The organism is Arthrobacter sp. 131MFCol6.1 (assembly GCF_000374925.1).
Lineage (GTDB): Bacteria > Actinomycetota > Actinomycetes > Actinomycetales > Micrococcaceae > Arthrobacter.
Genome location: NZ_KB895541.1, coordinates 1255220 through 1277549, shown reverse-complemented (window position 1 = coordinate 1277549; position 22330 = coordinate 1255220). Strand labels below are relative to the sequence as shown.

General features: G+C 66.9%; 19 protein-coding genes and 1 tRNA gene. 14 read left to right on the top strand and 6 right to left on the bottom strand.

Annotated features, from left to right (window positions below; genetic code table 11):
- Positions 1-39: 39 nt before the first annotated feature.
- Together C566_RS0105980 and aceE are read right to left on the bottom strand one after the other, a co-directional pair.
- The gene (locus tag C566_RS0105980) at positions 40-1284 is read right to left on the bottom strand and encodes a PucR family transcriptional regulator (RefSeq protein ID WP_018773431.1); all 1245 of its coding nucleotides are present in this window, start codon (positions 1282-1284) and stop codon (positions 40-42) included.
- 236 nt (positions 1285-1520) lie between these two features.
- Complete coding sequence (gene aceE, locus C566_RS0105975; protein WP_026266434.1) at positions 1521-4274, bottom strand: pyruvate dehydrogenase (acetyl-transferring), homodimeric type; 2754 nt, start codon at positions 4272-4274, stop codon at positions 1521-1523.
- 436 nt (positions 4275-4710) lie between these two features.
- On the opposite strand from aceE, the gene C566_RS0105970 reads away from it, so the two are divergent.
- The 4 genes from C566_RS0105970 to C566_RS0105955 all read left to right on the top strand — a co-directional run bounded on the left by C566_RS0105970 (position 4711) and on the right by C566_RS0105955 (position 6757).
- The gene (locus tag C566_RS0105970) at positions 4711-5130 is read left to right on the top strand and encodes a DUF3052 domain-containing protein (RefSeq protein ID WP_018773429.1); all 420 of its coding nucleotides are present in this window, start codon (positions 4711-4713) and stop codon (positions 5128-5130) included.
- Positions 5131-5171: 41 nt separating this feature from the next.
- Positions 5172-5654, top strand: coding sequence for a peroxiredoxin (locus C566_RS0105965; protein WP_043466219.1), 483 nt, complete (start codon positions 5172-5174; stop codon positions 5652-5654).
- A 4-nt stretch (positions 5655-5658) separates the two neighbouring features.
- Positions 5659-6591, top strand: a complete 933-nt coding sequence (locus C566_RS0105960; RefSeq protein ID WP_026266432.1) for an NAD-dependent protein deacetylase — start codon at positions 5659-5661, stop codon at positions 6589-6591.
- 90 nt (positions 6592-6681) lie between these two features.
- A tRNA-Val gene (locus C566_RS0105955) sits at positions 6682-6757 on the top strand.
- 107 nt (positions 6758-6864) lie between these two features.
- Here the strand turns inward: C566_RS0105955 and C566_RS0105950 are convergent.
- Positions 6865-8706 carry an FAD-dependent oxidoreductase gene (locus C566_RS0105950; protein WP_081627258.1) on the bottom strand — a complete coding sequence of 614 codons (1842 nt, stop codon included), beginning with the start codon at positions 8704-8706 and terminating at the stop codon, positions 6865-6867.
- Positions 8707-8871: 165 nt separating this feature from the next.
- Between C566_RS0105950 and C566_RS0105945 the strand changes: the two genes are divergently transcribed.
- The 5 genes from C566_RS0105945 to C566_RS0105925 all read left to right on the top strand — a co-directional run bounded on the left by C566_RS0105945 (position 8872) and on the right by C566_RS0105925 (position 14101).
- Positions 8872-10140, top strand: a complete 1269-nt coding sequence (locus C566_RS0105945) for a glycosyltransferase (protein WP_196802333.1) — start codon at positions 8872-8874, stop codon at positions 10138-10140.
- Positions 10141-10257: 117 nt separating this feature from the next.
- Positions 10258-10536 carry a hypothetical protein gene (locus C566_RS0105940; RefSeq protein ID WP_018773424.1) on the top strand — a complete coding sequence of 93 codons (279 nt, stop codon included), beginning with the start codon at positions 10258-10260 and terminating at the stop codon, positions 10534-10536.
- Positions 10537-10783: 247 nt separating this feature from the next.
- Positions 10784-11614, top strand: coding sequence for a fumarylacetoacetate hydrolase family protein (locus tag C566_RS0105935; protein WP_018773423.1), 831 nt, complete (start codon positions 10784-10786; stop codon positions 11612-11614).
- 173 nt (positions 11615-11787) lie between these two features.
- Positions 11788-12585, top strand: a complete 798-nt coding sequence (locus C566_RS0105930) for an IclR family transcriptional regulator (RefSeq protein ID WP_018773422.1) — start codon at positions 11788-11790, stop codon at positions 12583-12585.
- 166 nt (positions 12586-12751) lie between these two features.
- Entirely contained in the window at positions 12752-14101 is a 1350-nt protein-coding gene (locus C566_RS0105925) for an MFS transporter (RefSeq protein ID WP_155846742.1), read from the top strand.
- Between the two features lie 199 nt (positions 14102-14300).
- Here C566_RS0105925 and C566_RS0105920 read toward each other — a convergent pair whose 3' ends face one another.
- Complete coding sequence (locus tag C566_RS0105920; RefSeq protein ID WP_018773420.1) at positions 14301-15365, bottom strand: D-2-hydroxyacid dehydrogenase; 1065 nt, start codon at positions 15363-15365, stop codon at positions 14301-14303.
- A 64-nt stretch (positions 15366-15429) separates the two neighbouring features.
- Between C566_RS0105920 and C566_RS0105915 the strand changes: the two genes are divergently transcribed.
- Genes C566_RS0105915 through C566_RS0105905 form a run of 3 tightly spaced genes read left to right on the top strand, consistent with a single transcriptional unit; the run spans position 15430 to position 18249 of the window.
- The gene (locus tag C566_RS0105915; RefSeq protein WP_018773419.1) at positions 15430-16401 is read left to right on the top strand and encodes an NAD(P)-dependent oxidoreductase; all 972 of its coding nucleotides are present in this window, start codon (positions 15430-15432) and stop codon (positions 16399-16401) included.
- 13 nt (positions 16402-16414) lie between these two features.
- The gene (locus C566_RS0105910; RefSeq protein WP_018773418.1) at positions 16415-17185 is read left to right on the top strand and encodes an SDR family oxidoreductase; all 771 of its coding nucleotides are present in this window, start codon (positions 16415-16417) and stop codon (positions 17183-17185) included.
- Complete coding sequence (locus C566_RS0105905) at positions 17185-18249, top strand: L-idonate 5-dehydrogenase (protein WP_018773417.1); 1065 nt, start codon at positions 17185-17187, stop codon at positions 18247-18249. The genes C566_RS0105910 and C566_RS0105905 overlap by 1 nt, the downstream gene beginning before the upstream one ends.
- Before the next feature lie 35 nt (positions 18250-18284).
- Here the strand turns inward: C566_RS0105905 and C566_RS0105900 are convergent, their stop codons facing one another.
- A complete protein-coding gene (locus C566_RS0105900; RefSeq protein ID WP_018773416.1) occupies positions 18285-19013 on the bottom strand; it encodes a FadR/GntR family transcriptional regulator in 729 nt (242 codons plus the stop codon).
- A 261-nt stretch (positions 19014-19274) separates the two neighbouring features.
- Here C566_RS0105900 and gndA point away from each other — a divergent pair, with 261 nt between their 5' ends.
- Both gndA and C566_RS0105890 read left to right on the top strand, forming a co-directional pair.
- Positions 19275-20711 (top strand): NADP-dependent phosphogluconate dehydrogenase, encoded by a 1437-nt coding sequence (gene gndA, locus C566_RS0105895; RefSeq protein ID WP_018773415.1) that lies wholly within the window; start codon positions 19275-19277, stop codon positions 20709-20711.
- A gap of 115 nt (positions 20712-20826) precedes the next feature.
- Positions 20827-21669: an oxidoreductase gene (locus C566_RS0105890; RefSeq protein WP_018773414.1), complete on the top strand. Its 843-nt coding sequence runs from the start codon at positions 20827-20829 to the stop codon at positions 21667-21669.
- Positions 21670-21716: 47 nt separating this feature from the next.
- Here C566_RS0105890 and epsC read toward each other — a convergent pair whose 3' ends face one another.
- Positions 21717-22301, bottom strand: coding sequence for a serine O-acetyltransferase EpsC (gene epsC / locus C566_RS0105885; RefSeq protein WP_018773413.1), 585 nt, complete (start codon positions 22299-22301; stop codon positions 21717-21719).
- Between the last annotated feature and the right edge of the window lie 29 nt (positions 22302-22330).

The window sequence follows — 22330 nt, the reverse complement described above, 5'->3', positions numbered from 1 at the left end:
CAAGCTCACTGGGTCAGTTTGTAGGAAGTCTACAACGGTTCAGGAGCCGTTGCGGGGAGGCTGCCGCTCCGTGGGGGCCTTCGGCGGGGCAGAAAGCCGGCCCACGACGAGGGCGGTCTGGAGCACGAACGCCTCCCGCGGCAGCAGCGGATCCCAGCCGGTGACGTCGCAGACGCGCTTGAGCCGGTAGCGCACCGTGTTGGCGTGGACGAAGAGTTCCCGGGCCGTGGCCTCGAGCGAATGGCCCAGTTCCAGGTACGTGCCGAGGGTCTCCACGAGCCCGTTGGAGGCGGCGAGCAGCGGGCGGTAGATGTTCTTGACCAGCGAGCGGCGGGCGGCGTCGTCGCCGGAGATCACCCGCTCGGGGAGCAGGTCATCGGCCGCCACCGGGCGCGGCGCGGACGGCCATGCGCGGGCCGCGGTGAGGCCGGCAAAGGCCGACTGGGCGGAGCCGCTGGCCTCGAGAAGGGACCCGGCCTCCGGGCCGTAGACCACCGGGCCGGGGGCAAAGAGTTCGCTGAGCTTCAGGTACGCGGTCTCCCGGTCGTGGACCCCGCCGAGGATCAGGATGAGCCGGTCGCCCTGGATCCCCACGAGGGCGTCCTCGGCGAAGCGCCCGGCGGTGCGCCGCAGTTCGCTGACGTAGCTGGCGCTTGGTTCGGACGGGGAATTCCCGACCATGACGGTGAAGCGCTCCTGTGCTTTCCAGCCCAGGGCCGCGATCCTGGACCGCAGCGCGTCGGTGTTTTCGCCGCGGAGGATGGCATCGACAATCAGGGCCTCCAGCCGGGTATCCCAGGAGCCGCGGGATTCCGCGGCGCGGGCGTAAACGTCGGCGGCCGCGAACGCGACCTCCCGCGAGTAGCGCAGCACGGCTTCCCGAAGGGCCCCCTGGTCCGCTTCCGGGGCGATCACCGGGACCTGGTCCTCGACGACTTCGACCACGATCCGGATCAGCTGGAGCGCCTTCTGCAGGCTGATGGAGCGGGTCAGCTCGGTGGGGGCGGTGCCGAAGACGTCGGAGAGGATCCACGACGGCGAACTCGGCCGCTCGTACCAGGTGACGAAAGCCGCGATGCCGTTCTGGGCCACCATGCCCAGGGCGGAACGTTCATCCGAGTTCAGCCGGCCGTACCACGGCAGGGACTTCTCCAACTGGCGCAGCGTCGTCGTCGACAGCTGGCCCACGCTGGCCCGGAGCTTCTTGAGGGTTTCGGCTTTCTCCGGAGTCATCGCCCTCGAGCTCGGCTTGCGTTTTTCGGGAGTGGTGATCGGCTCTGCCATGCATTGAGCATACGGGGCGGGCCGCCCAAGCTCCATTTGTGCGAAGGCTACAACTGCCCTTGTCCTGCATCACAGCGTCCCGCAGCAGTCCAAAGCGTGCGCAACAAGGGAGGCCGGAGGGAGGCGGGAGGGGAGATGGAAAGCGAGAAGGAGGCAGGCGGGGCGGTTAAACGCCCGACGGCGGCCCCCACCGTTCGGTGGGAGCCGCCGTCGAACTGTGGTGGCGTGCGGCGCGGTTAGGAGTCGCCGCCCGCGTTGCCGGTGGTGCCGGCGTTCACGTTGAGCAGACGGTACTTCTCGATCGCCTGGGCCGGCGCTTGGGCGTCGACCTCGCCGCGGCGGGCCAGCATCTGCAGGGAACGGACCACGATCGAGTGGATGTCGTTCTTGAAGAAGCGGCGTGCCGCGGCACGGGTGTCGGAGAAGCCGAAGCCGTCCGCGCCGAGCGAGGCGAACTCGTTCGGGAGGAACTGCCGGATCTGGTCCGGCACGGCCTTCATGTAGTCGGTGACCGCAACGATCGGCCCGGTGGCACCGGCGAGCTGCTGGGTGACGAACGGGACGCGGGCGGGCTGGCCGGGGTTGAGGAAGGAATCTTCCTCGGCGGCCATGGCGTCGCGGCGCAGTTCGGTCCAGGAGGTCACGGACCAGACGTCCGCTGAGACGCCCCAGTCCTCGGCGAGGACCCGCTGGGCTTCGAGGGCCCAGGGAACAGACACGCCCGAGGCAAGGATCTGCGTGCGCGGGCCGTCAATCTTGGCCGGCGCCAGCAGGTAGATGCCCTTGACGATGCCCTCGACGTCGAGTTCCGCCGGTGCCGGCGGCTGCACGATCGGCTCGTTGTAGACCGTGATGTAGTACATCACGTTCCGCGACGGGTCGTTGTCGTCAGGGCCGGGACCGTACATCCGGTTGAGGCCGTCACGCATGATGACGCCCATCTCGTAACCGTATGCCGGGTCGTAGGTGACGACGGCTGGGTTGGTTGCCGCCAGCATGGGGGAGTGCCCGTCGGCGTGCTGCAGGCCTTCGCCGGTCAGCGTGGTGCGCCCTGCCGTGGCGCCGATGATGAACCCGCGGGTCATCTGGTCGGCGGCTGCCCAGAAGGAATCGCCCGTGCGCTGGAACCCGAACATCGAGTAGAAGACGTAGACCGGGATGAGCGGTTCGCCGTGGGTGGCGTAGGACGTGCCGGCGGCGGTGAAGGCTGCCACGGACCCGGCCTCGTTGATGCCGGCGTGCACGATCTGGCCGGAGATGGACTCCTTGTACGCCAGGACGAGCTCGCGGTCCACGGAGAGGTAGTTCTGGCCGTTCGGGTTGTAGATCTTCGCCGTCGGGAAGAACGCGTCCATGCCGAAGGTGCGGGCCTCATCGGGGATGATCGGCACAATCCGCTTGCCGAACTCCTTGTCCCGCATGAGGTCCTTGAGCAGCCGGACAAATGCCATGGTGGTGGCGGCGTGCTGCTTGCCGGAGCCGCGGTTGGCGACTTCGTAGACCTTCTCATCCGGGAGGGTGACGTCGGCGTGCTTGGAGCGCCGCTCGGGGACGAAGCCGCCGAGCTGCTTGCGGCGGTCCATCAGGTACTGGATCTCCGGGGAGTCCATGCCGGGGTGGTAGTACGGCGGCCGGTAGAGGTCCGCTTCGAGCTGCTCGTCCGTGATCGGGATGCGCAGGTGGTCGCGGAAGGCCTTGAGGTCCGCAAGGGTGAGCTTCTTCATCTGGTGGGTCGCGTTGCGGCCCTCGAAGTGGGTACCCAGGCCGTAGCCCTTGACCGTGTGCGCCAGGATGACCGTGGGCTTGCCCTTGAACTCGGTGGCGGCCTTGTACGCGGCGTAGACCTTGTTGTAGTCGTGCCCGCCGCGCTTGAGGTTCCAGATCTGGTCGTCGGTCAGGTCCTGGACCATTTCCTTGGTCTGCGGGGTCTTGCCGAAGAAGTGCTCGCGGACGAACGCGCCGGATTCGGCCTTGTACGTCTGGTAGTCGCCGTCGACGGTCTCGTTCATGATCTTGACGAGCGAGCCGTCCTCGTCCTTGGCCAGCAGGTCATCCCACTCGCGGCCCCAGACGACCTTGATGACGTTCCAGCCGGCACCGCGGAAGAACGCTTCGAGTTCCTGCATGATCTTGCCGTTGCCGCGGACGGGACCGTCGAGGCGCTGGAGGTTGCAGTTGATGACGAAGTTGAGGTTGTCGAGCTTGTCGTTGGCCGCGAGCTGCAGCAGGCCGCGGGACTCGGGCTCGTCCATTTCGCCGTCGCCCAGGAACGCCCAGACCTGCTGGTCCGAGGTGTCCTTGATGCCGCGGTTGTGCAGGTACCGGTTGGACTGGGCCTGGTAGATGGCGTTCATCGGGCCGATGCCCATCGAGACGGTGGGGAATTCCCAGAACTCCGGCATCAGGCGCGGGTGCGGATAGGAGGACAGTGCGTGCCCTTCCTTGGACTTCTCCTGGCGGAACCCGTCCAGGTCCTCCTCGGAGAGCCGGCCCTCCATGAAGGCGCGGGCGTACATGCCGGGGGAGGCGTGGCCCTGGAAGAAGACCTGGTCGCCGCCGCCGGAGTGGTCCTTGCCGCGGAAGAAGTGGTTGAAACCAACCTCGTACAGGGTCGCGGCACCGGCGTAGGTGGAGATGTGGCCGCCGACGCCAATGTCCGCCCGCTGTGCCCGGTGCACCATCACGGCGGCATTCCAGCGCAGCCAGGCACGGTACTTGCGTTCGATCTCTTCATCGCCAGGGAATGCCGCTTCCTGGTCGACCGGGATGGTGTTGACGTAGTCCGTGGTGGTGACCATCGGAACACCCACGCTCTGCGCGCCGGCCCGCTGGAGCAGGCTGCGCATAATGTACTGGGCACGTTCGGTGCCTTGTTCCTGAATCAGGGTATCCAGGGACTCCAGCCATTCGGCGGTCTCTTCCGGATCACGATCAGGCAGCTGGTTTGTCAACCCGCTGAGGATATGGGAGGTATCTTCTCCTGCAGCCACGTCCAACCTCTCTTTGAGCGCATCTATCGGCACCCTCAGCTCCGGGCAGGGTGACTGCCTGGCGTGAACGCGACGTGTGCGACATATCGGTTACAACAGCCCGGTCGTATGCGCCGGGCAAGGTCCAATCACGGTACGCCTGCCTGTATCAGCCGGGCGGTTGCCCGCGCAGGCGTAGTCGTCATCAGCCACTCTAGCCGTGCGGACTGATGGATGCGTAGCCGCCGTATGGACCCGCCGCCGTATTTCACGGGCATACTGGTTGTGTGACGAAGCGCTGCCCTGCAGCCTCCGGATCGCCTCGTGTGACGCAGAATATGGCGGATCGCGGTGCCAACAGCTTGAAGCGAGAGCGCAAAGGGTGTTGGCTTGGAGTAATGGAAATCACTAGTGCCATTGAAAACATGAAGCAATTCAAAAAGCATAGGAGCAACACGTGAGCGAGGCCGACGCCGCCACTTCGGTAAATGTGGCGGAGAAACTGGGTTTCAAAGACGGGGACCTGATTCAGGAATTCGGTTATGACGACGATGTCGACTTCGACTTGCGGGACGATATCGAAGATCTCACGGGCTCTGAGCTTCTCGATGAGGACGATCACGAGGTGGTCGACGCCGCCATTCTCTGGTGGCGGGCAGGTGACGGAGACCTTGTGGACACGCTGGTCGACTCGCTGACCACTCTCACCGAGGGTGGCGTGGTCTGGGTCCTGACGCCCAAGTCCGGCCGGGACGGCTACGTCTCGCCCGCGGACATCCAGGACGCCGCGCCCACCGCAGGTCTTCACTACACCACCTCCGCCGGCGTCTCGAAGGACTGGAGCGCCACCCGGTTGGTCACGCGGAAGAACAAGTGACCCAGGCGGTCCAGCACGAGGCCTCTGCGGTGTCTGCCGTAATGAGTCCTGTTCCCGGCGGGGTACCCGGCGTCGGCGATGCCGCACCGGATTTCGAGCTCGCCAATCAATTCGGCGAACCGGTGCGCCTCTCGGATCTCCGCGGCCGCAATGTCGTCATAGTCTTCTACCCGTTCGCCTTCTCCGGCATCTGCACCGGGGAACTGTGCGAAATCCGGGACAACCTGGCACTGTTCGAGGCTTCCGATGCCGTCGTGCTGGCGGTCTCGGTGGACAGTAAGTTCGCCCAGCGGGCCTATGCCGAAAAGGAAGGTTATGGCTTCGACCTGCTCGCCGACTTCTGGCCGCACGGCGCCGTGGCCTCGGCTTATGGCGTGTTCGACCCTGACAGCGGCATGGCGCTGCGCGGCACCTTCATCATTGACGCGGCGGGAATTGTCCGCTACGTCGTGGTGAATCCCCGCGGCCAGGCCCGGGACTTCGCCGAATACCGGGCTGCCCTCGCGGGACTCGGCGGGAACTGACCCGGTGAGGCAGCGGCGGCCAGGAATCGGCATGACCGGGTTTGCCAGTCTCCCGCCGGTCACGGCCGCCGGGACCGCCGCGGAGCTCCAGCGCACCGAACTCGAGGCCCTGCAGGACATCCACGGACTCCTGTCCGGGGGCCAGTTTGCCGTGCTGACCGGCGCCGGCCTGAGTACGGATTCAGGCATCCCGGACTACCGCGGGCCCGGCGCCGCGCCGCGGACCCCCATGACCTACCAGGAATTCATCGGCGAGCCGGGAAACCGGCAGCGCTACTGGGCCCGCAACCACATCGGCTGGTCACACCTGCGCAGGGCGGATCCCAACGCGGGCCACGCCGCGGTAGCCCGGCTGGAGCAGCAGGGGCTGCTCACCGGACTCATCACCCAGAACGTGGACCGGCTCCACGAGGACGCCGGCAGCGTCAACGTGGTGGACCTGCACGGCCGGTTCGACCAGGTGGTGTGCCTGGACTGCCACCGGCGGTTCAGCCGCCGGATGCTGGCCGGTGTCCTGGAGGAACTCAACCCCGGGTTCCTCGAACGCGCGCAGGCCGCCGGGGTGGTTGAAATGGCGCCGGACGCCGATGCCGCCGTCGAGGACACCCGACTGATTGAGTCGTTCGTCGTCGCCCGCTGCCCCGCCTGCGGCGGCACCCTGAAACCGGACTTCGTGTACTTCGGGGAAAACGTGCCCAAGGACCGGGTGGAGCGCTCCTACGCCATGGTCGACGCCGCCCGGGCGCTCCTGGTGGCAGGCTCCTCACTCACCGTGATGAGCGGCCTGCGTTTTGTCCGCCACGCGGCGAAGCAGGGCAAAGCCGTCGTCATCATCAACAGAGGACCGACCCGCGGCGACGGCCTTGCCACCATCAAGCTGGAGGCAGGCGTCAGCGGGGCCTTGACTTGGCTCGCCGCCGAGCTGCCGCCGTTGTAGCGACGGCCGGGCCGATTGGCGCTGGGCCGGTGACATCCGGTACAGTAACTGTTCGTTGGTTGAAGCGCTGAAGCGCGGAAACCGCGGTTTGGGTCTTTAGCTCAGCTGGTAGAGCGCCACGTTTACACCGTGGATGTCATCGGTTCGATCCCGGTAGGACCCACCACTTATTCAAGCTCCGCCGTCCTGGAATATCTCCGGGACGGCGGAGTTTTTTTGTGCCGGCCCGGCAGGGCCCCAGGCAGCGGACTCCGCGGCCTGGGGCGCCCTTCGTTAGCGTTGAATGCTGACCCGCCAGTCCTTCAGGTACTGGATCGACACCTGCCCGGCGGCCGCAGCAGCCTCTGTGTCGGTGATGATGTAGGGTTCCATGTTCTTCGGACGCAGGATCTCCTTGGCAGCCCTGTTTCTGGCGAGGGCCAGCGTGACAGCGATGAACTCGGGCGACCCTCGGTCCAGCCCCTCCACGGCCAGAGGCGTCAATAATGCGCCACCCTCGGCCAGTGACAGCTGGACGGCCGCGACCGGAATCTCTGCCGGCTGCACGCCATGGTGCACGGCCAACGCAGCCGCCGTGCCAGCGGCTTCACCGATGCCTGACACGGTAGGGTGCAGCCGAATCGCACCGGACGCGAGCCGAGTGGTGGAGATATTCTTCTCCGCCGCGAGGAGCCCGTCCACCCACTCGGGGATGAGTGCTCCCATCGGGATGGGGAACGGACCCTCCCGCCAGACGGTGGGCTTGTCGGCCAGGGACTCGCCGAGATAATTCTCGAAGTCCGTCTCGGCCCGGCCGCCGTGGAGGTCCGGGTGGTACGTGCCTACAACCACACTGTCGTCGCGCCAGGGCGCTTCGGTGCGGTTCGGTTCACGGACGATGTCCTTGCCCGTAATGATTGCTGTCCCGATCACGCGGCGTGATTCGCGGATGTAGGGGATGAGTGGCATATGCCGCTCGATCGGGATATATACCTGGGGCACATATGGGTTGCGCGGGGGTGTCGGCCCCTCAGCGTAGCCCTCGTCCGTTGCGACAGACCAAGGCAGGCCGAGCTCGTTCTGCAAGTAGTAGATGATGCAGATCGTTTTCAGCTTCGCCTCGGCCTCGTAGCGGGCGCGGGCATCCGGATCGGTGAGGTAGTCGGCGCCGACGGGGAAGTCGTTGAAATGATTCAGGTTCGTTCGGGTTACGGCGTTGTACTCGTCGCCCGTTTGCATGTTCTCGGAACTCAGGTCCGGGGCGGCACGGAAGCCTGCAAATCCCAGCGGCCCGGGCTTTTTCTTGAGGCTATCGAAGCCGCCTTCTGGCGGGTATGCGCTGCGGAATTCCGCTGCATACGTGTCGTAGTTTTCCGGCGCCACGGTGACGCGGAGTTCGTCGGGGATGCCCCCGGGATAGGCCTGGATAATCGCGGTGTAGGTAATGTCCTGAATGGCTTGCCGTTGGGAAGTGATCCCGCGGGTGGTTGTTCCGTTGGAGACTCCGTTACTCAGCCGGTGGGGGACCCCGGCGAGGGCGAGAACCTGCCCGTCCTCGGTGGCATCGATGACGATCTTCGCCTCGATCGGTCCCGCGGTGGTGAGGAGGCCGGTGACCCGGCCGGCCTCGCGGAACGCAGCACTGATCCCGGTGTTACGGAGCACGGGTACGCCCGCGGCATCGAGCATCTCGGTGAGCACTCGTTCAACCACAGCCACGTTGGGCGTGAAGGAGATTTTCCTGTAATGGCCGACGTTCACGGGCCGGTTGAGGTCGACATCGTAGATGTGCTGGATCCGGGCGAGTATCTCTGACCAGATGCCAAAGTCATTGAGCGCGTGGTCGTAGTGGAAGGTGATGTCAAAGGCGGAAACGCCGCCGGCTGTTGCCTGCCCGCCGACCATGTGGGTCGGTTCCACCATGATCACGGAGGCACCGCGCCTGGTGGCGGCGATGGCCGCAGTCACCCCCGATAGACCTCCGCCGGCGACAACAACGTCACACGATCGGTCCGCGACTTCAGGAACCTCATTCCACGCCGTCCTCTGCCGGGAGCTGATCGGATCAACGACGTTCGGCTTGTCTCCGGGTGCGAACTCCTTGAAGCGTGGAATTGTCTGCGTGGCAAGGTTCATGCTGCCAACGATAGTTGACCCGGGCGATGCGCGTGCGCGGTCACGTGGTCCGAAATGTCTGACATCAGCGAGGGGAGGTTAGGGGCGGACCCGTCCCTAAGGCATGGTGGTAGCAGAGTACAGTTAGGTGATTTTGTTCAGCTTCGAAAGACCATGGGGACCACCATGTTTTATGGCGTCACGCGCTACAGCCTTTTCTCTCCCGGATCGCACTCTTGGAAGACGTCGCGCTCCGGCGTCTTCAAGACCCCGGAGGACTACATGCAGTACTTGTTCTCGGAAAAGCGCCTTAGTCTTCGAGCTGAGATGTTCTTCGAGAAGGCCGTGCCTGCCCTTTCCGCGATGGCTGAAAACCATGACTACAAACACTTTGTGATGTATTCCGAGTTGCTCCCGAAGCGGCATCAGGAAATTTTGTTCGCGGCCGCGGCCAGGTACCCGTTCCTGGTTCCGGTGGAATGGAACGACGTCGTCCGGGGAACAGGCATCGAAGAAGTCAAGCCCCTGATTGAGCAGGACCTCGCCAGCAAGTTCGACGCCGACGCCGGCGTGCAGCCGGTCGCGTGGTTCCGTCTCGATGACGATGACCTGCTCGCCGCCGACTATCTGACCCATCTTGAGGTGTACCGGACGCTGAACCACGTGGGGATGGCCATTTCATTCGGACTCGGCCTGACGGCCTACAAGGGCGAACATGACTTGGTGAACCTCCGGGAGTTCTACCACCCGAAGTCCGCCCAGGGGATGGCCTTCGTGTCAGCGTTCGACCCGCGCCAGCGCAGCCTCTCGATCGTTACGCCCGGTCCGCACCATGGTGTAGACCAGGTGATGCCGACCATCCTTGACTCCCGGGAGCACATGTTCTTCCAGGTCCGTCACAGCGATCAGGACTCGACGTTGAACGAAACCCCGCATGAGCGCGTCGCAGCTTCTCTGGCGCGGCTGGACAAGCTTCCGGCGGTGCGGTCGGCCGACATTTCGGCGGAAAAATGGCCGAGTCTCATCGAGGACATCGTCCGCGGCGAACCTGTGCCGCACGAGCTTTCCGCGCCGGGCGCGGAACCCCTGCGCCTGACCGAGGACACGGTGCTGACTTTTCCGTTGGATTCGACAATTGAGGCGGGGCTGGTCGAGTTCGAGTTTGAGTTCGAGTCGAGGAGCCGGCTCCAGGGAGGATTTGCCGTGGTCACCTATGAGCTTCAAGGTGCGGAGGGCATCGATCCCGAGGAGCTCGGGCTGCGGGAGAGCTCCGTCTATGGGTTGAATCGTCAGGCGTGGTCGAAGAGCGCGCACGGCGTGGTGCGTCAAAGCCTTCTGCTGCCCGAAGGCGTCAGCATCTCCGGCATCACACTCAAGGGCAAGAATCGCCAGCCCGCAGAGGTTTTCATCCGCTTGCGCCAGCCGCGCGTCGTTGCGGTGCACGCCGCCGACTAAAGACCGTTGCGGTGCACGCCGCCGACTAACGACCGGAGGCCGCCCGGGCGCACCCGAAATGTCTTCGATCCGAAAATGTCAGGGCTCCGCCCTACTGTGACGGGCATGGAGCACGTGATGGTGAAAACAGGCCCGGACGGGCGGCCCCTGGCCGTGGTCCGCGGCGGCAGGGAATGGTTGATCGGGGCCGAGCCCGTGCGCTGGTTCGAGCGGGTCAGCTGGTGGGAAGCCGAGCGCCGGATGCCCAAGGGTCTGAGTCGCGTGGACGTCGAGGTGTGGCAGGTCCAGGCAAGGCTCGGCCGCAACCGCGGTTCGGCCCTGACCACCATGGAACTGATCCGGGACGGCCTCGGCGGGGGCTGGCGGCTGCGGGGGGCCGTTGCGGACGCCGCGTAGGCTGCCGGCGCGGGCATCGATCGGCGAATCCGGCCCGCTCATAATGGGGCCCCGGACACTGGAATCACCCGGGCATTGGAAAAGCCTTCCACCGCGACTATTGGGGGATGCCGCGGTGGAAGGCTTGTAATGAATATACCGTGAACGATTGGAAATGTGAAACACCGGCGGCGTTTCTGTGCGCCAGAATTACGCCAGTCGATGGCCTAATCGAGGGCCCCGGAACTCCGCCGCCTAGGATGTTTTCATGACCGCCACGAGTGCCCGCCGAATCGCCAGAGTCCGCCCCCTTTTCCCTGCTGCCGGGGACGAATACTTCTTCGTCGCCAACGACGCAGCGGACTTTGGCAGTGCGGCCGGCAAAGTGTGGACGGTGACCACCTCTCCATTCCCCGGTTCTGCTGCCAACGCCGGCAGCCTGCCCCGCAGCGGTTGGGAAGTCGGCGCGACGGTGGAGGAATCGTCCTTCACGTTCCTCGCGCCGTGTGTCCCGGCCAACGTCCTGGGCATGGCGCACAATACGGGTGCCGCGGGCCGCGGACTTCCGCCGCAGGCCTTCCACAAGGCGGCCACCAGCGTGGTCGGCCCAGGGGACGCCGTTGAACTCCTGCCGGGTGTGGGCCGCGTCGAGCCGGAGGCCGAACTGACAATCGTCATCGGAAGCAGGGCCCGCGCACTGACGCCCGGCAACGCCATGGGCGCAGTCCTGGGCTACACGATCGGAAACGACGTCTCCGCCAGGAACCTGCAGGAATCCGACGAGCTGTGGATCAGCGCCAAGAGCCAGGACACGTTCACGCCCGTGGGGCCTTGGATCGTCACAGACCTGAAGGGTGAAGACCTGGCGATCGGCATCAGACACAACGGTCAGGATCTCCAGGCAGCCAGCTCCGCCGACCTTGGCTGGAAGGCGGAGGAAATCCTCACCTACCTCACCTCCTTCATGACCCTTCACCCGGGCGACCTGGTGCTGACGGGATTCCCCGCTGAGTGCGCGCCGATCGTTCCCGGCGACTCCGTCACGTGCCACATCGCCGGCATCGGCGAGCTGACGAATCCCGTGGTGTCTGCCGCCTGACGGACCGGCGGTCCCCGGCGAGGACCGCTGACCGGGGAGCATGGGGGCGGGTGCGCGGGCCCCGCCGGGTCCCGGTTCACAGCGCAAGACATTATGATGGTTACTGTTCAGCTGACTGGACGGCATTCGAACGAGTGGCGCGGCGACTGGCGCGCGATACCTGAAGGAGAATCATGGCCGATTCCCGAGTTTCCCGACCCTCCGACGGATTGGGGAGCGCGTCACCCGCACCGGCTGTCACCCGTGCCGCCGCCGTGCTGGAAGCCTTGGCGGCTTCCGCGACGGGACGGCTCACGCTCAGTGATCTGGCCAGGGAACTGGGAATCCCGAAGTCCTCCACCTCCAACCTCCTGCTCGCGCTCGAGGAGGCGAGGCTGATCAACCGCCAGGGTGCGGAGTTCACCCTCGGCCGGAAATTGGTTGAGCTCGGCGCTGCCTACCTCAGCCGGCTCGACGAGGTCCAGGAGTTCTACCGTTTTTGTGAACAGGCCCCGACGCTCTCGGGGGAAACGGTCCGGATCGCCATGCTGGACGGAACCAATGTCATCTACCTCGCCCGCTACGAAGGGCACCCGGCGGTCCGCCTGACGTCCAATATCGGCGACAAGATGCCCGTGTCCCTCTGTGCCGTGGGCAAGGCCCTGATCGCGCGGCTGCATGACCATGACGTCGACGAGATGTTTCCCGACGACGCTGCCCTTCCGGTCCTGACGCCGAAGTCGCTGCGCACGGGAGCCGAGCTGAAGGCGCAGCTCACGCTCATCCGGGAGCAGGGGTACGCGTTCGAGGACGAGGAATCCACCACCGGCGTCGTGTGCCTGGCCGTTGCCGTCCCGACCCGGGGCGCCCACGGGCCCAGCCTCGGCCTTTCGGTCACCGCGCTGAAGGCGACTTACTCGAACGAGCAGGGCGCCATGATGGTCAAGGAACTCCAGGACCTCGCCCGGTCCCTCGGCAATCCCATGGGCTAGGGTCCCTGTCGCGGGACGGTCCTGCACGCCCCGGGAATAAATCTGATTATTCATTGGCTAGTCGATCACTATGCTGTACTCTGTTCAGCATAGTGATCGACTCCTTTGGGGGTTGCTCACACCCACCAGACCAACGGGGGTCTGGAGTGTTCTTGAGGGAGTGCTTGTGACAACTAGTACTAATACACCGCTCGCTGAAGCGGACGGCGCCGTCGTCGATCCGGAACAGCTGCGACGGGCAACGCTTGCCAGCTCCGTGGGCTCCGCGCTGGAGTACTACGACTTCTACATCTACGGCCTGGCCTCGGCCCTGATCTTCGGCCCGCTGTTCTTCAAGCCGCTCGGCGAGGACGGGGCCCTGATCGCATCCTTTGCCACGTACGGCGTGGGCTTCGCGGCCCGGCCCTTCGGCGGGATGGTCTTCGGCTACATCGGCGACCGGTTCGGCCGCAAAATGGTCCTGATCCTCACCATCGGCCTGATGGGGACCGCCAGCTTCGCCATCGGCCTGCTGCCGACGTACGAACAGGCTGGCATGCTGGGCGCCGTGCTCCTGGTGACGCTGCGCATCCTGCAGGGACTGGGTGCCGGCGCCGAACAGGCCGGTGCCACCACGCTGATCTCCGAAGTCGCGCCGCGCCGCCGTCGTGGCTTCTTCGCTTCGCTCCCGTTCGTCGGCATCCAGCTGGGCACCCTGCTCGGCGCCGGAACGTTTGCGCTCATTGCCATGGCCGACAAGGCCGTCCTGGAAGGCTGGCTGTGGCGGGTGCCCTTCCTGGCCAGCGTGCTCCTGGTTGTGGTGGCCATCTTCATTCGGCTCCGCCTGAAGGAAACGCCCGTCTTCCAGGAACTGGAAAAGCACAAGAATGTGGTCAAGAACCCCCTCGGCCAGCTGTGGAAGCACTCGAAAAAGAACGTGCTGATCGGCATCGGCCTGCGGATGGGCGAAAACGGCAATTCCTCGATCTACTCCGCCCTGCTCATCGCGTTCCTGGCGGCCAAGGACGGCGTTTTTCCCGGCGACAAGTTCATCGGTCCGGTCGGCCTGCTCATCGCCGCGGGCTTCGCGGCCGTCATGGTGATCACGTTCGGCGCGCTGTCCGACCGGTTCGGCCGGGTGCCCGTCTACCGCTACGGCGCGCTGTTCCAGGCGCTCATCGCGCTGCCGGCGTTCTACCTGGTGACGCTGGGCAATGTCACGCTGGTCTGGATTGTCATGGTGGTGGGTATCGCCCTCGGCGTCCAGTCCATGCTCGGACCGCAGTGCCCGCTGCTGCCTGAACTCTTCGGCTCGCAGTACCGCTTCACCGGCGTGGCCATGAGCCGGGAGCTCTCCGCCGTCCTGGCCGGCGGGCTCGTCCCGCTGGTCGGCGCCGCGCTGCTGGCCGCCACGGACCATTCCTGGCTGGTGCTCGCCATCTACTCGCTGGTCCTGGCGCTGATCTCATTCGTCACCACCTTCTTCACGCCCGAGACGGTGGGACGCGACCTTCTCCTGACGGAGGATGCGCACTAGCCGGCATCCGGGCTGCAGACCCGCCGTCCGCGGCACCTCAGGCCGTGGCCCCTTCCACGCAGGAAGGGGCCACGGCCGTTTCTGGGACGCGAGCCGAACCCGCGTCGCCCAACGCAACGCAAAGGGCGGCCCAGCCGTTTCCGGCGGGGCCGCCCTGGTGTCGCTGCGGCGCTGGCCGCAGGGCTGGGAAAGGGTGGGCTCAGTAGAAGTGCACCGTGTCCACCAGGTGGGGGAGTTCGCCGCCGTCGAGGTAGGTCCGCAGGTTGCTGCAGAAGCGTTCGGTGATCAGCCGGTTTTCGGCGGCACTGAGCGCCGAGGTGTGCGGGGACACCATCACCCTGGGGTGGGTCCACAGCGGGCTGTCCTGCGGCAGTGGCTCCACGGCGAAGACGTCCAGGCAGGCATAGGAGACCTGGCCGTTGCCCAGTGCCTCCAGGAGCGCCTCTTCATCCACCACGGTGCCGCGGCCCACGTTGACGAAGACCGTTCCGGGCTTCATGGCGGCGAAGACGTCGCGGCTGAAGAGTTTCTCGGTGTACGGCGTGCCGGGCAGGGTATTGACGACGGCGTCTGCGCTGCCCAGGAGGCCGGCGAGGCCGTCGTTGTCCGTGACGGTCTCGATCCCGTCGATGGCCTCCACGGTCCGTTTGGTCCCGCTGACGCTCATGCCCAGGGCGCGGGCGATCCGTGCGGTCTCGAGCCCGATTTCGCCCAGTCCGGTGACCACCAGGTGGGAGCCGTTGACCAGGCGGGTGGGGGTGCGGAGCTCGGGCCAGAGCTTGGCCGCCTGGTCCTGGGCCAGCTCGGCGCTGCGCTTGAAGCCGTTGAGGATGCCCAGGGCGACGAACTCGGCGAGCGGCAGGGCGTGCACCCCGGCCGAGGTGGTGACCTTGACCTTCTGCAGCGTCGCGGCATCCAGCCCCGATGCCTTCACGGCACCGCCGGCGCCGGCCGCCATGGCATGGATCCACTCAAGCCGGGGATTGCTGCCGGCGATCCGGGCGAGGCCTGCCGGGCTTTCGTTGGGGAGCCCGTACAGGACCTGGGCCTTGTTGAGCATGTCCCAGTACCGCTCTTCCTGCTCCGGCGTACGGCGGAAATCCGGGTCACCCGAATGGTCGGCGGGAAAACGTTCCGGCGGCAAGAGCTCGGGGTCATAGAGGACGGTCACGGACGGATCTACGGCGCGGATGCGGTCCACCAGCTCTGGTTCGAGCGGGACGGCGATCGCGACGGTGGTTTTGGTCGTCATAGTGTTCATCATACTGAATGGAGGCTAGGATGCTGAACAGAATTCCTAGATTAACCACGACGAAGTGAGGCAACGCATGGAGCTGGAACGCAGGGAGGCCGGGTTTGTCGGCCTCGGACTGATGGGCGCGCCGATGGCCGCCAACCTCCTCGCGGCAGGATGGACCGTCACTGCCTGGAACCGTTCGCCGGCGGCGCTGGACGCCTTCGAGGCACTGGGCGGCTCCCGCGTGGCCCGGGTCGAGGCGCTCCGCGACCAGCCCGTCATTGTCTTCATGCTGCCGGATCTGTCCGACATTGAGGACGCGAGTGCCGCGCTCCTGGCCGGCTGGGGCGCCAGCCCGCCCGCGCCCGGAACCGCCGTCGTGGTCATGAGCAGCGTCTCGCCGTCCGGGGTGCGGGATTTCGGGGCGCGGGTCGCGGAGGCAAGCGGAGGCAACGCCGTCGTCGTCGATGCGCCCGTCAGCGGCGGGACCCAGGGCGCGGCGGACGGGACCCTCGCCATCATGGCGGGCGCCAGCGAAGATGACTTCCGCCGGCTTCAGCCGCTCTTCGGCGCGATGGGCAGCACGGTGCGGCGGCTCGGACCGCTGGGATCGGGGTCGCTCGCCAAGGCGTGCAACCAGCTGATCGTGGGAACCACGACGGCGGCGCTCGCCGAGGCCGCGGAGCTCGCCGAACGCTCCGGCATGGAAGTGCCGGCCCTCTTCGAGGTGCTCGCCGGCGGACTGGCCGGCAGCCGGGTCCTGGACATCGTGGGGCCACGGCTCGCCGCCAAGGACTACGAGCCCACCGGGCCCGCCAAGTTCATGCACAAGGACCTCTCCTTCGTGCTCGAAAGCGCCGCAGCGGCCGGTGCCGCCGTACCGATGGCGGCCGCCGGCGTCGAGCTCTACGCGGAACTCAAGCGCCAGGGGCTGGGGGACCGGGACCTCGCCGTGGTGCGGCAGGCCATCGCCAATCTCAGCGGCACCGGCAGCGGGAGCGCCACCACGACAGGCAACACCACAACTAGCACAACAGCCATTCCAGCAGCAAAGACCAAATGAGGATCAGTGAACCATGAGTGGACTTTTTGACCTGACCGGGCGTGTGGCCCTGGTGACCGGTTCGAGCCGGGGGATCGGCAACGCCCTGGCCCGGGCGCTGGCCGACGCCGGCGCCACCGTGGTGCTCAACGGCATCAACCCCGAGCGGCTCAAGGCCGCCGAGTCCGCGATGGCCGCGGACTACGCGCCGGGCCGGGTGCACAGCTGCGCCTTCGACGTCACCAGCGACACCGGAGCCGCCCGGGGGATCGCCTGGGTGGAGGAGAACGTGGGCCCGCTGGCCATCCTGGTCAACAACGCCGGCATCCAGCACCGGGTCCCGATGCTTGAGCTCGACGTGGCCGACTGGGAACGGGTCATCTCCACGGACCTGACCAGCGCGTTCCTGGTGGGGCGGGAAGCGGCCCGGCACATGATCCCGCGAGGCCGGGGCAAGATCATCAACATCTGCTCGGTCCAGACCGACCTCGCCCGGCCCACGATCGCCCCCTACATTGCGGCGAAGGGCGGACTGCGGAACCTGACCCGGGCCATGACCGCGGAATGGGCCGCCTCGGGCCTGCAGATCAACGGGATCGCGCCCGGCTACATCCACACCGAGATGACGCAAAACCTCGTCGACGATGAGCAGTTCAACTCCTGGATCCTGGGCCGGACCCCCGCGCACCGCTGGGGGACCGTGCAGGACCTGGCCGGACCCGCCGTGTGGCTGGCCTCCGACGGATCGGACTTCGTCAACGGCCAGACCATCTTCATCGACGGCGGAATGACGGTGGTGGTCTGATGGGCGCCGTGGCAGAACTTCCGGCCACGGCCGCGGCGGTGGTGGCCCACGCGGCGGGCGACCTGCGGATCGAGGACATCCCCGTGCCCGCACCGGCGCCCGATGAAGCCGTCGTCGACGTGGCCTTCGGCGGCATCTGCGGCTCCGACCTGCACTACTGGCTGCACGGCGCCGCGGGCGAATCCGTTCTCAAGGCTCCCATGGTTCTGGGCCACGAGATCGTGGGGACCGTGATCCGCGCGGCCGCTGACGGCTCGGGGCCGGCGCCCGGCACGGCCGTCGCGGTGCATCCCGCCACGCCGGGCCCGGGCGGCGCCCGGTACCCGGCAGAGCGTCCCAACCTGTCACCGGGCTGCACCTACCTGGGCAGCGCCGCACGGTTTCCCCACACGGACGGGGCGTTCAGCCGCTTCGCCGTGCTGCCGGCCCGGATGCTCCGGCCGCTGCCGGCCGGGCTGGAGCTGCGGACCGCGGCCCTGGCGGAACCGGCCAGCGTCGCCTGGCACGCCGTCTCGCGCGCCGGGGACGTGGCGGGAAAGACGGTGCTGGTGATTGGCAGCGGCCCCATCGGGGCCCTCGCCGTCGCCGTCCTCAAACGCGCCGGCGCCGGCCGGATCGTGGCCGTGGACATGCACGAGCGGCCGCTGGAGATAGCCCGTGCCGTGGGAGCCGACGTGGTCCTCAAGGGGGACGACGCCGGGGCGATCGCCGCGGTTGAAGCGGACGTCGTCATCGAGTCCTCGGGCAGCCACCACGGCCTGGCTTCGGCCATCCAGGGCGCGGTCCGTGGCGGCAGGGTGGTCATGGTGGGTCTGCTGCCTTCGGGCCCGCAGCCGGTCCTGATCTCCCTGGCCATCACGCGCGAGCTGGAGATGCTGGGCTCCTTCCGCTTCAATGACGAAATCGACGACGTCATAACGGCGCTCGCCGACGGCTCCCTGCGGGTGGATCCCGTGGTGACCCACACCTTCGGGCTGGACCGCGGACTGGAAGCGTTCGAGGTCGCTAGGAACGCGGCTGTCTCGGGGAAGGTGCTGCTGGACTTCAGGCCGGTCCCGGCGTGAGGGGCGCCGCCGCCGGCGCCCGGACGGCCAGTGGCTTAGTGGCGCTCGACCGGGACAAACACCCGCGGCTGGTTCTTCCAGCTCGGCTCCATCTCCGAGATGGTCTCGCGCATGATCCGGTTCGAGGCCTCGCGGGCGGCGGCGGCATCCCCGGCGGCGATGGCCTCGGCGACCTCGACGTGCCACCGCAGCGCGGTCTCGCGCGGGTGGTCCGGCATCAGGCCGTGGATGGTGCGGCCGGTCAGCGTCTCGGTCACCTGGCCCACCATGTTGGCGAACATCTCGTTGCCGGAGCCGGTCAGCAGCAGGGAATGGAACAGGATGTCCAGCTCGAGGAACCGGGGCACGTCCCCGGCCTGTCCGGCGTCGCGCATGGCGTGCGAGATCTCCACGAGTTCGCGGCGGAGCTCCTCGGGGGCGTTGGCCGCGGCCAGCTCGGCGGCCACCGGCTCGACGGCGGTGCGGAGCTCGGCCAGGGAGCGCAGCTGGGCGCCGCGGCCCTCGCCGGCCAGCCGCCAGCGGATCACGAGCGGGTCGAAGGGGTTCCACCGGTTCGAGGGCAGCACGCGGATGCCGACGCGCTTGATGGTTTCCACCAGGCCCAGGGACTGGAGGACCCGGACCGCCTCCCGGACCACCGAGCGGGAGACCTTGAGTTCGTCCTCAAGGTGCTCGGCGAGCATGACGTGGCCGGGCGGAAGCTCGCCGGCCACGATCCGGGTCCCGAGGTGCTCAATGGCACGGTGGTGGAGGCTGGTTGACATAGTCGTAAGCATAATGCGGTGGGCCTGGTCCGGGCTGACCGGAGGGGCGGACGCCGGTGATCATAGACTGTTTATGACGCGCAGTTTTCCGCTCCGTGGGCGCGGCTTTCCCGCAGCCCGCGGAAATACATATGGTTTAAGGACAGCCACAATCCTTAAGAGCGGGTTCCGCCCTCCGCGGCGCAACCTGCCGGGTCCTAGATGAACGTCTGAGACGAATCGCCGTACATCCCTGGTGTACAGAAATGAATTGGAGTTTTGATGTCAGCACACATCGGTGTTACCGGCCTCGCGGTGATGGGGGCCAACCTCGCACGCAACCTGGCCCGGAACGGCTTCACCGTTGCCCTGCACAACCGGTCCGTGGAAAAGACAGACACCCTGCTCGCCAAGTACGGCGATGAGGGCGACTTCGTCCGCACCGAGACCCTCCAGGAACTCGTTGATTCGCTGGAGAAGCCGCGCCGCGTGCTGATCATGGTCAAGGCCGGCAAGCCGGTCGACTCCGTGATTGAGCAGCTCGAGCCGCTGCTGGAAGCGGGCGACATCATCATCGACGCCGGCAACTCGCACTACGAGGACACCCGCCGCCGCGAGGCTGCGCTCGCCAAGAAGGACCTGCACTTCGTCGGCATCGGCGTCTCCGGTGGCGAGGAAGGCGCCCTCAACGGCCCCTCGATCATGCCGGGCGGTTCCAAGGAGTCCTACGACGCCCTCGGCCCGCTGCTGGAAAAGATCGCCGCCCACGTCGACGGCCAGCCCTGCTGCGCCTGGATCGGCACCGACGGCGCCGGCCACTTCGTCAAGATGGTCCACAACGGCATCGAATACGCCGACATGCAGGTCATCGGCGAGGCCTTCGACCTCCTGCGCTCCGGCGCCGGGATCGAACCGGCCGAGCAGGCCAAGATCTTCGAAGAGTGGAACAAGGGCGACCTCGCTTCCTTCCTGATCGAAATCTCCGCCGAGGTCCTCGGCCACGTCGACGCGAAGACCGGCAAGCCGTTCGTCGACGTCGTGGTGGATGCCGCCGGCCAGAAGGGCACCGGCCGCTGGACGGTCATCTCCGCGCTCGAACTCGGCTCCCCGACGTCGGGCATCGCCGAGTCCGTCTTCGCCCGGGCCCTGTCCTCCCAGGCCGAGCAGCGCGTGCTGGCCCAGGAGCTGCTGGCCGGCGGCGAGGCCGCCGTCGAGGTCCCCGAGAGCTTCGTCGAGGACGTCCGCCAGGCGCTCTACGCCTCCAAGCTGGTCTCCTACGCCCAGGGCCTGGACATGCTCACTTCCGCGGCCAAGGAATACGGCTGGGACCTGAAGCTGGATGAAATCGCGTCGCTGTGGCGCGGCGGCTGCATCATCCGCGCGGAGCTGCTCAAGGAGATCACCAAGGCCTACGCCGCCGCGGAGAAGCCGGCCAACCTGCTCTTCGCCCCGGCGTTCACCAAGGCGATCGCCGAGGTCCTCCCGGCCTGGCGCCGCGTGGTGTCCACCGCGGTGCAGCTCGGCATCCCGGTACCGGTGTTCTCCTCCTCGCTGGCCTACTACGACGGCCTGCGCCGCAAGCGCCTGCCGGCCGCCGTCATCCAGGGCCAGCGCGACCTCTTCGGGGCGCACACCTACGGCCGCGTCGACGCCGAGGGCACGTTCCACACCCTCTGGGGCGAGGACAAGTCCGAGATCGAGGCAGTCGACACCCACTGACCCACCCCGGTTCCGACGCGACGGCCGGCACTTTCCAGTTACTCTGGGAGGCGCCGGCCGTCCGTGTTTCCGGCTGCTCCTGCCCCAGGAGTTCAGCGCCCAAGGAGTTCAGCCCATGCCCCAGCCCGTAGCGTTTGTCACCGGTGCCTCCACCGGGATCGGCTTCGAAACCGCGAAAAAGCTTGCCTCCGCCGGTTTCACCGTCTATGCCGGGGCCCGCCGGGTGGAGCTAATGGAACCGCTGAAGGCATCCGGGGTCAAGGTGGTGGCCCTGGACGTGACCGATGAGGCCTCGATGAGCGCCGCCGTCGGGAACGTGCTGGCCGCGCACGGCCGGATCGACGTCCTGGTCAACAACGCCGGCTACGGCACGTACGGTTCGCTCGAGGAGGTGGAACTGGCCGAGGGCCGGCGGCAGTTCGACGTGAACGTCTTCGGCCTGGCGCGCATGACGCAGCTCGTGATCCCCGCCATGCGGGCCGCACGCGCGGGCAGGATCATCAACATCTCATCCATCGGCGGCAAAATGTACGAGCCGCTGGGCGCCTGGTACCACGCGACCAAGTTCGCCGTGGAAGGCCTGAGCGATTCGCTGCGGATCGAGCTCAAGCCGCACGGCATCGATGTGGCCATCATCGAGCCGGCCGGGACGCAGTCCGAGTGGGGCGCCATTGCGGCGCAGGGGCTGCTGGCCAGCTCCGGGAACGGCCCCTACGCGGCCCAGGCCAAGGTGGTGGCGGCGGCGCTGGGCACCACGGACAACCCCGCAACGTCGTCGCGGCCCGAGCTCGCGGCCGAAGCAATCCTGCACGCCGCGACCGCCCGGCGGCCCAAGACCCGGTACCCGGTGGGTGCCAGCGCCCGCGGGATCCTGCTGCTGCGCCACCTGCTGCCGGACCGGGCGTTCGACGCCGTCCTGTGGAACATCTACAAGCGGTTCCCCGGAAGGGCTGCCTAGATCCTTTGTCCGCTCTAGATTCCGTCAGGAGCCGCTCTGGAGTCCGTCTAGATCCGGTATTCGATCAGGTATTCGGCCGGGTCGACGGCGGGCTTGGTCTCGCGCTGCGCGTCGCGGTGCCGCCAGGTGGCCGGCACGCCGGTGACGATTGATTCGGCCGGGGCGTCCTTGACCACCACGGCGTTGGCGCCGACGGCGCTGTCCCGGCCGATGGTGATGGGGCCCAGGATCTTGGCGCCCGCGCCGATGACCACGCGGTCCTCGATGGTGGGGTGGCGTTTGATCTTGGCGAGCGAGCGGCCGCCGAGGGTCACGCCGTGGTAGATCATGACGTCCTCGCCGATCTCCGCCGTCTCGCCGATGACCACGCCCATGCCATGGTCAATGAAGAAGCGCCGGCCGATGGTCGCGCCGGGGTGGATCTCGATGCCGGTCAGGAACCGGGCGAGCTGGGAGATGAGCCGCGCCGGGAAGCGCAGGGCGGGGTTTTGCCACAGCCGGTGCGTCAGGCGGTGGAACCAGATCGCGTGCAGGCCGGAATAGGCGAAGAAGTTCTCAAAAGAACCTCGAGCCGCCGGGTCGTGGGACCGGGCGGCGTCGAGGTCTTCCTTCAGTCTTGCGAAGAAGCTCACAAAGACCTTTCTGGGCAATCGTGGGTCAG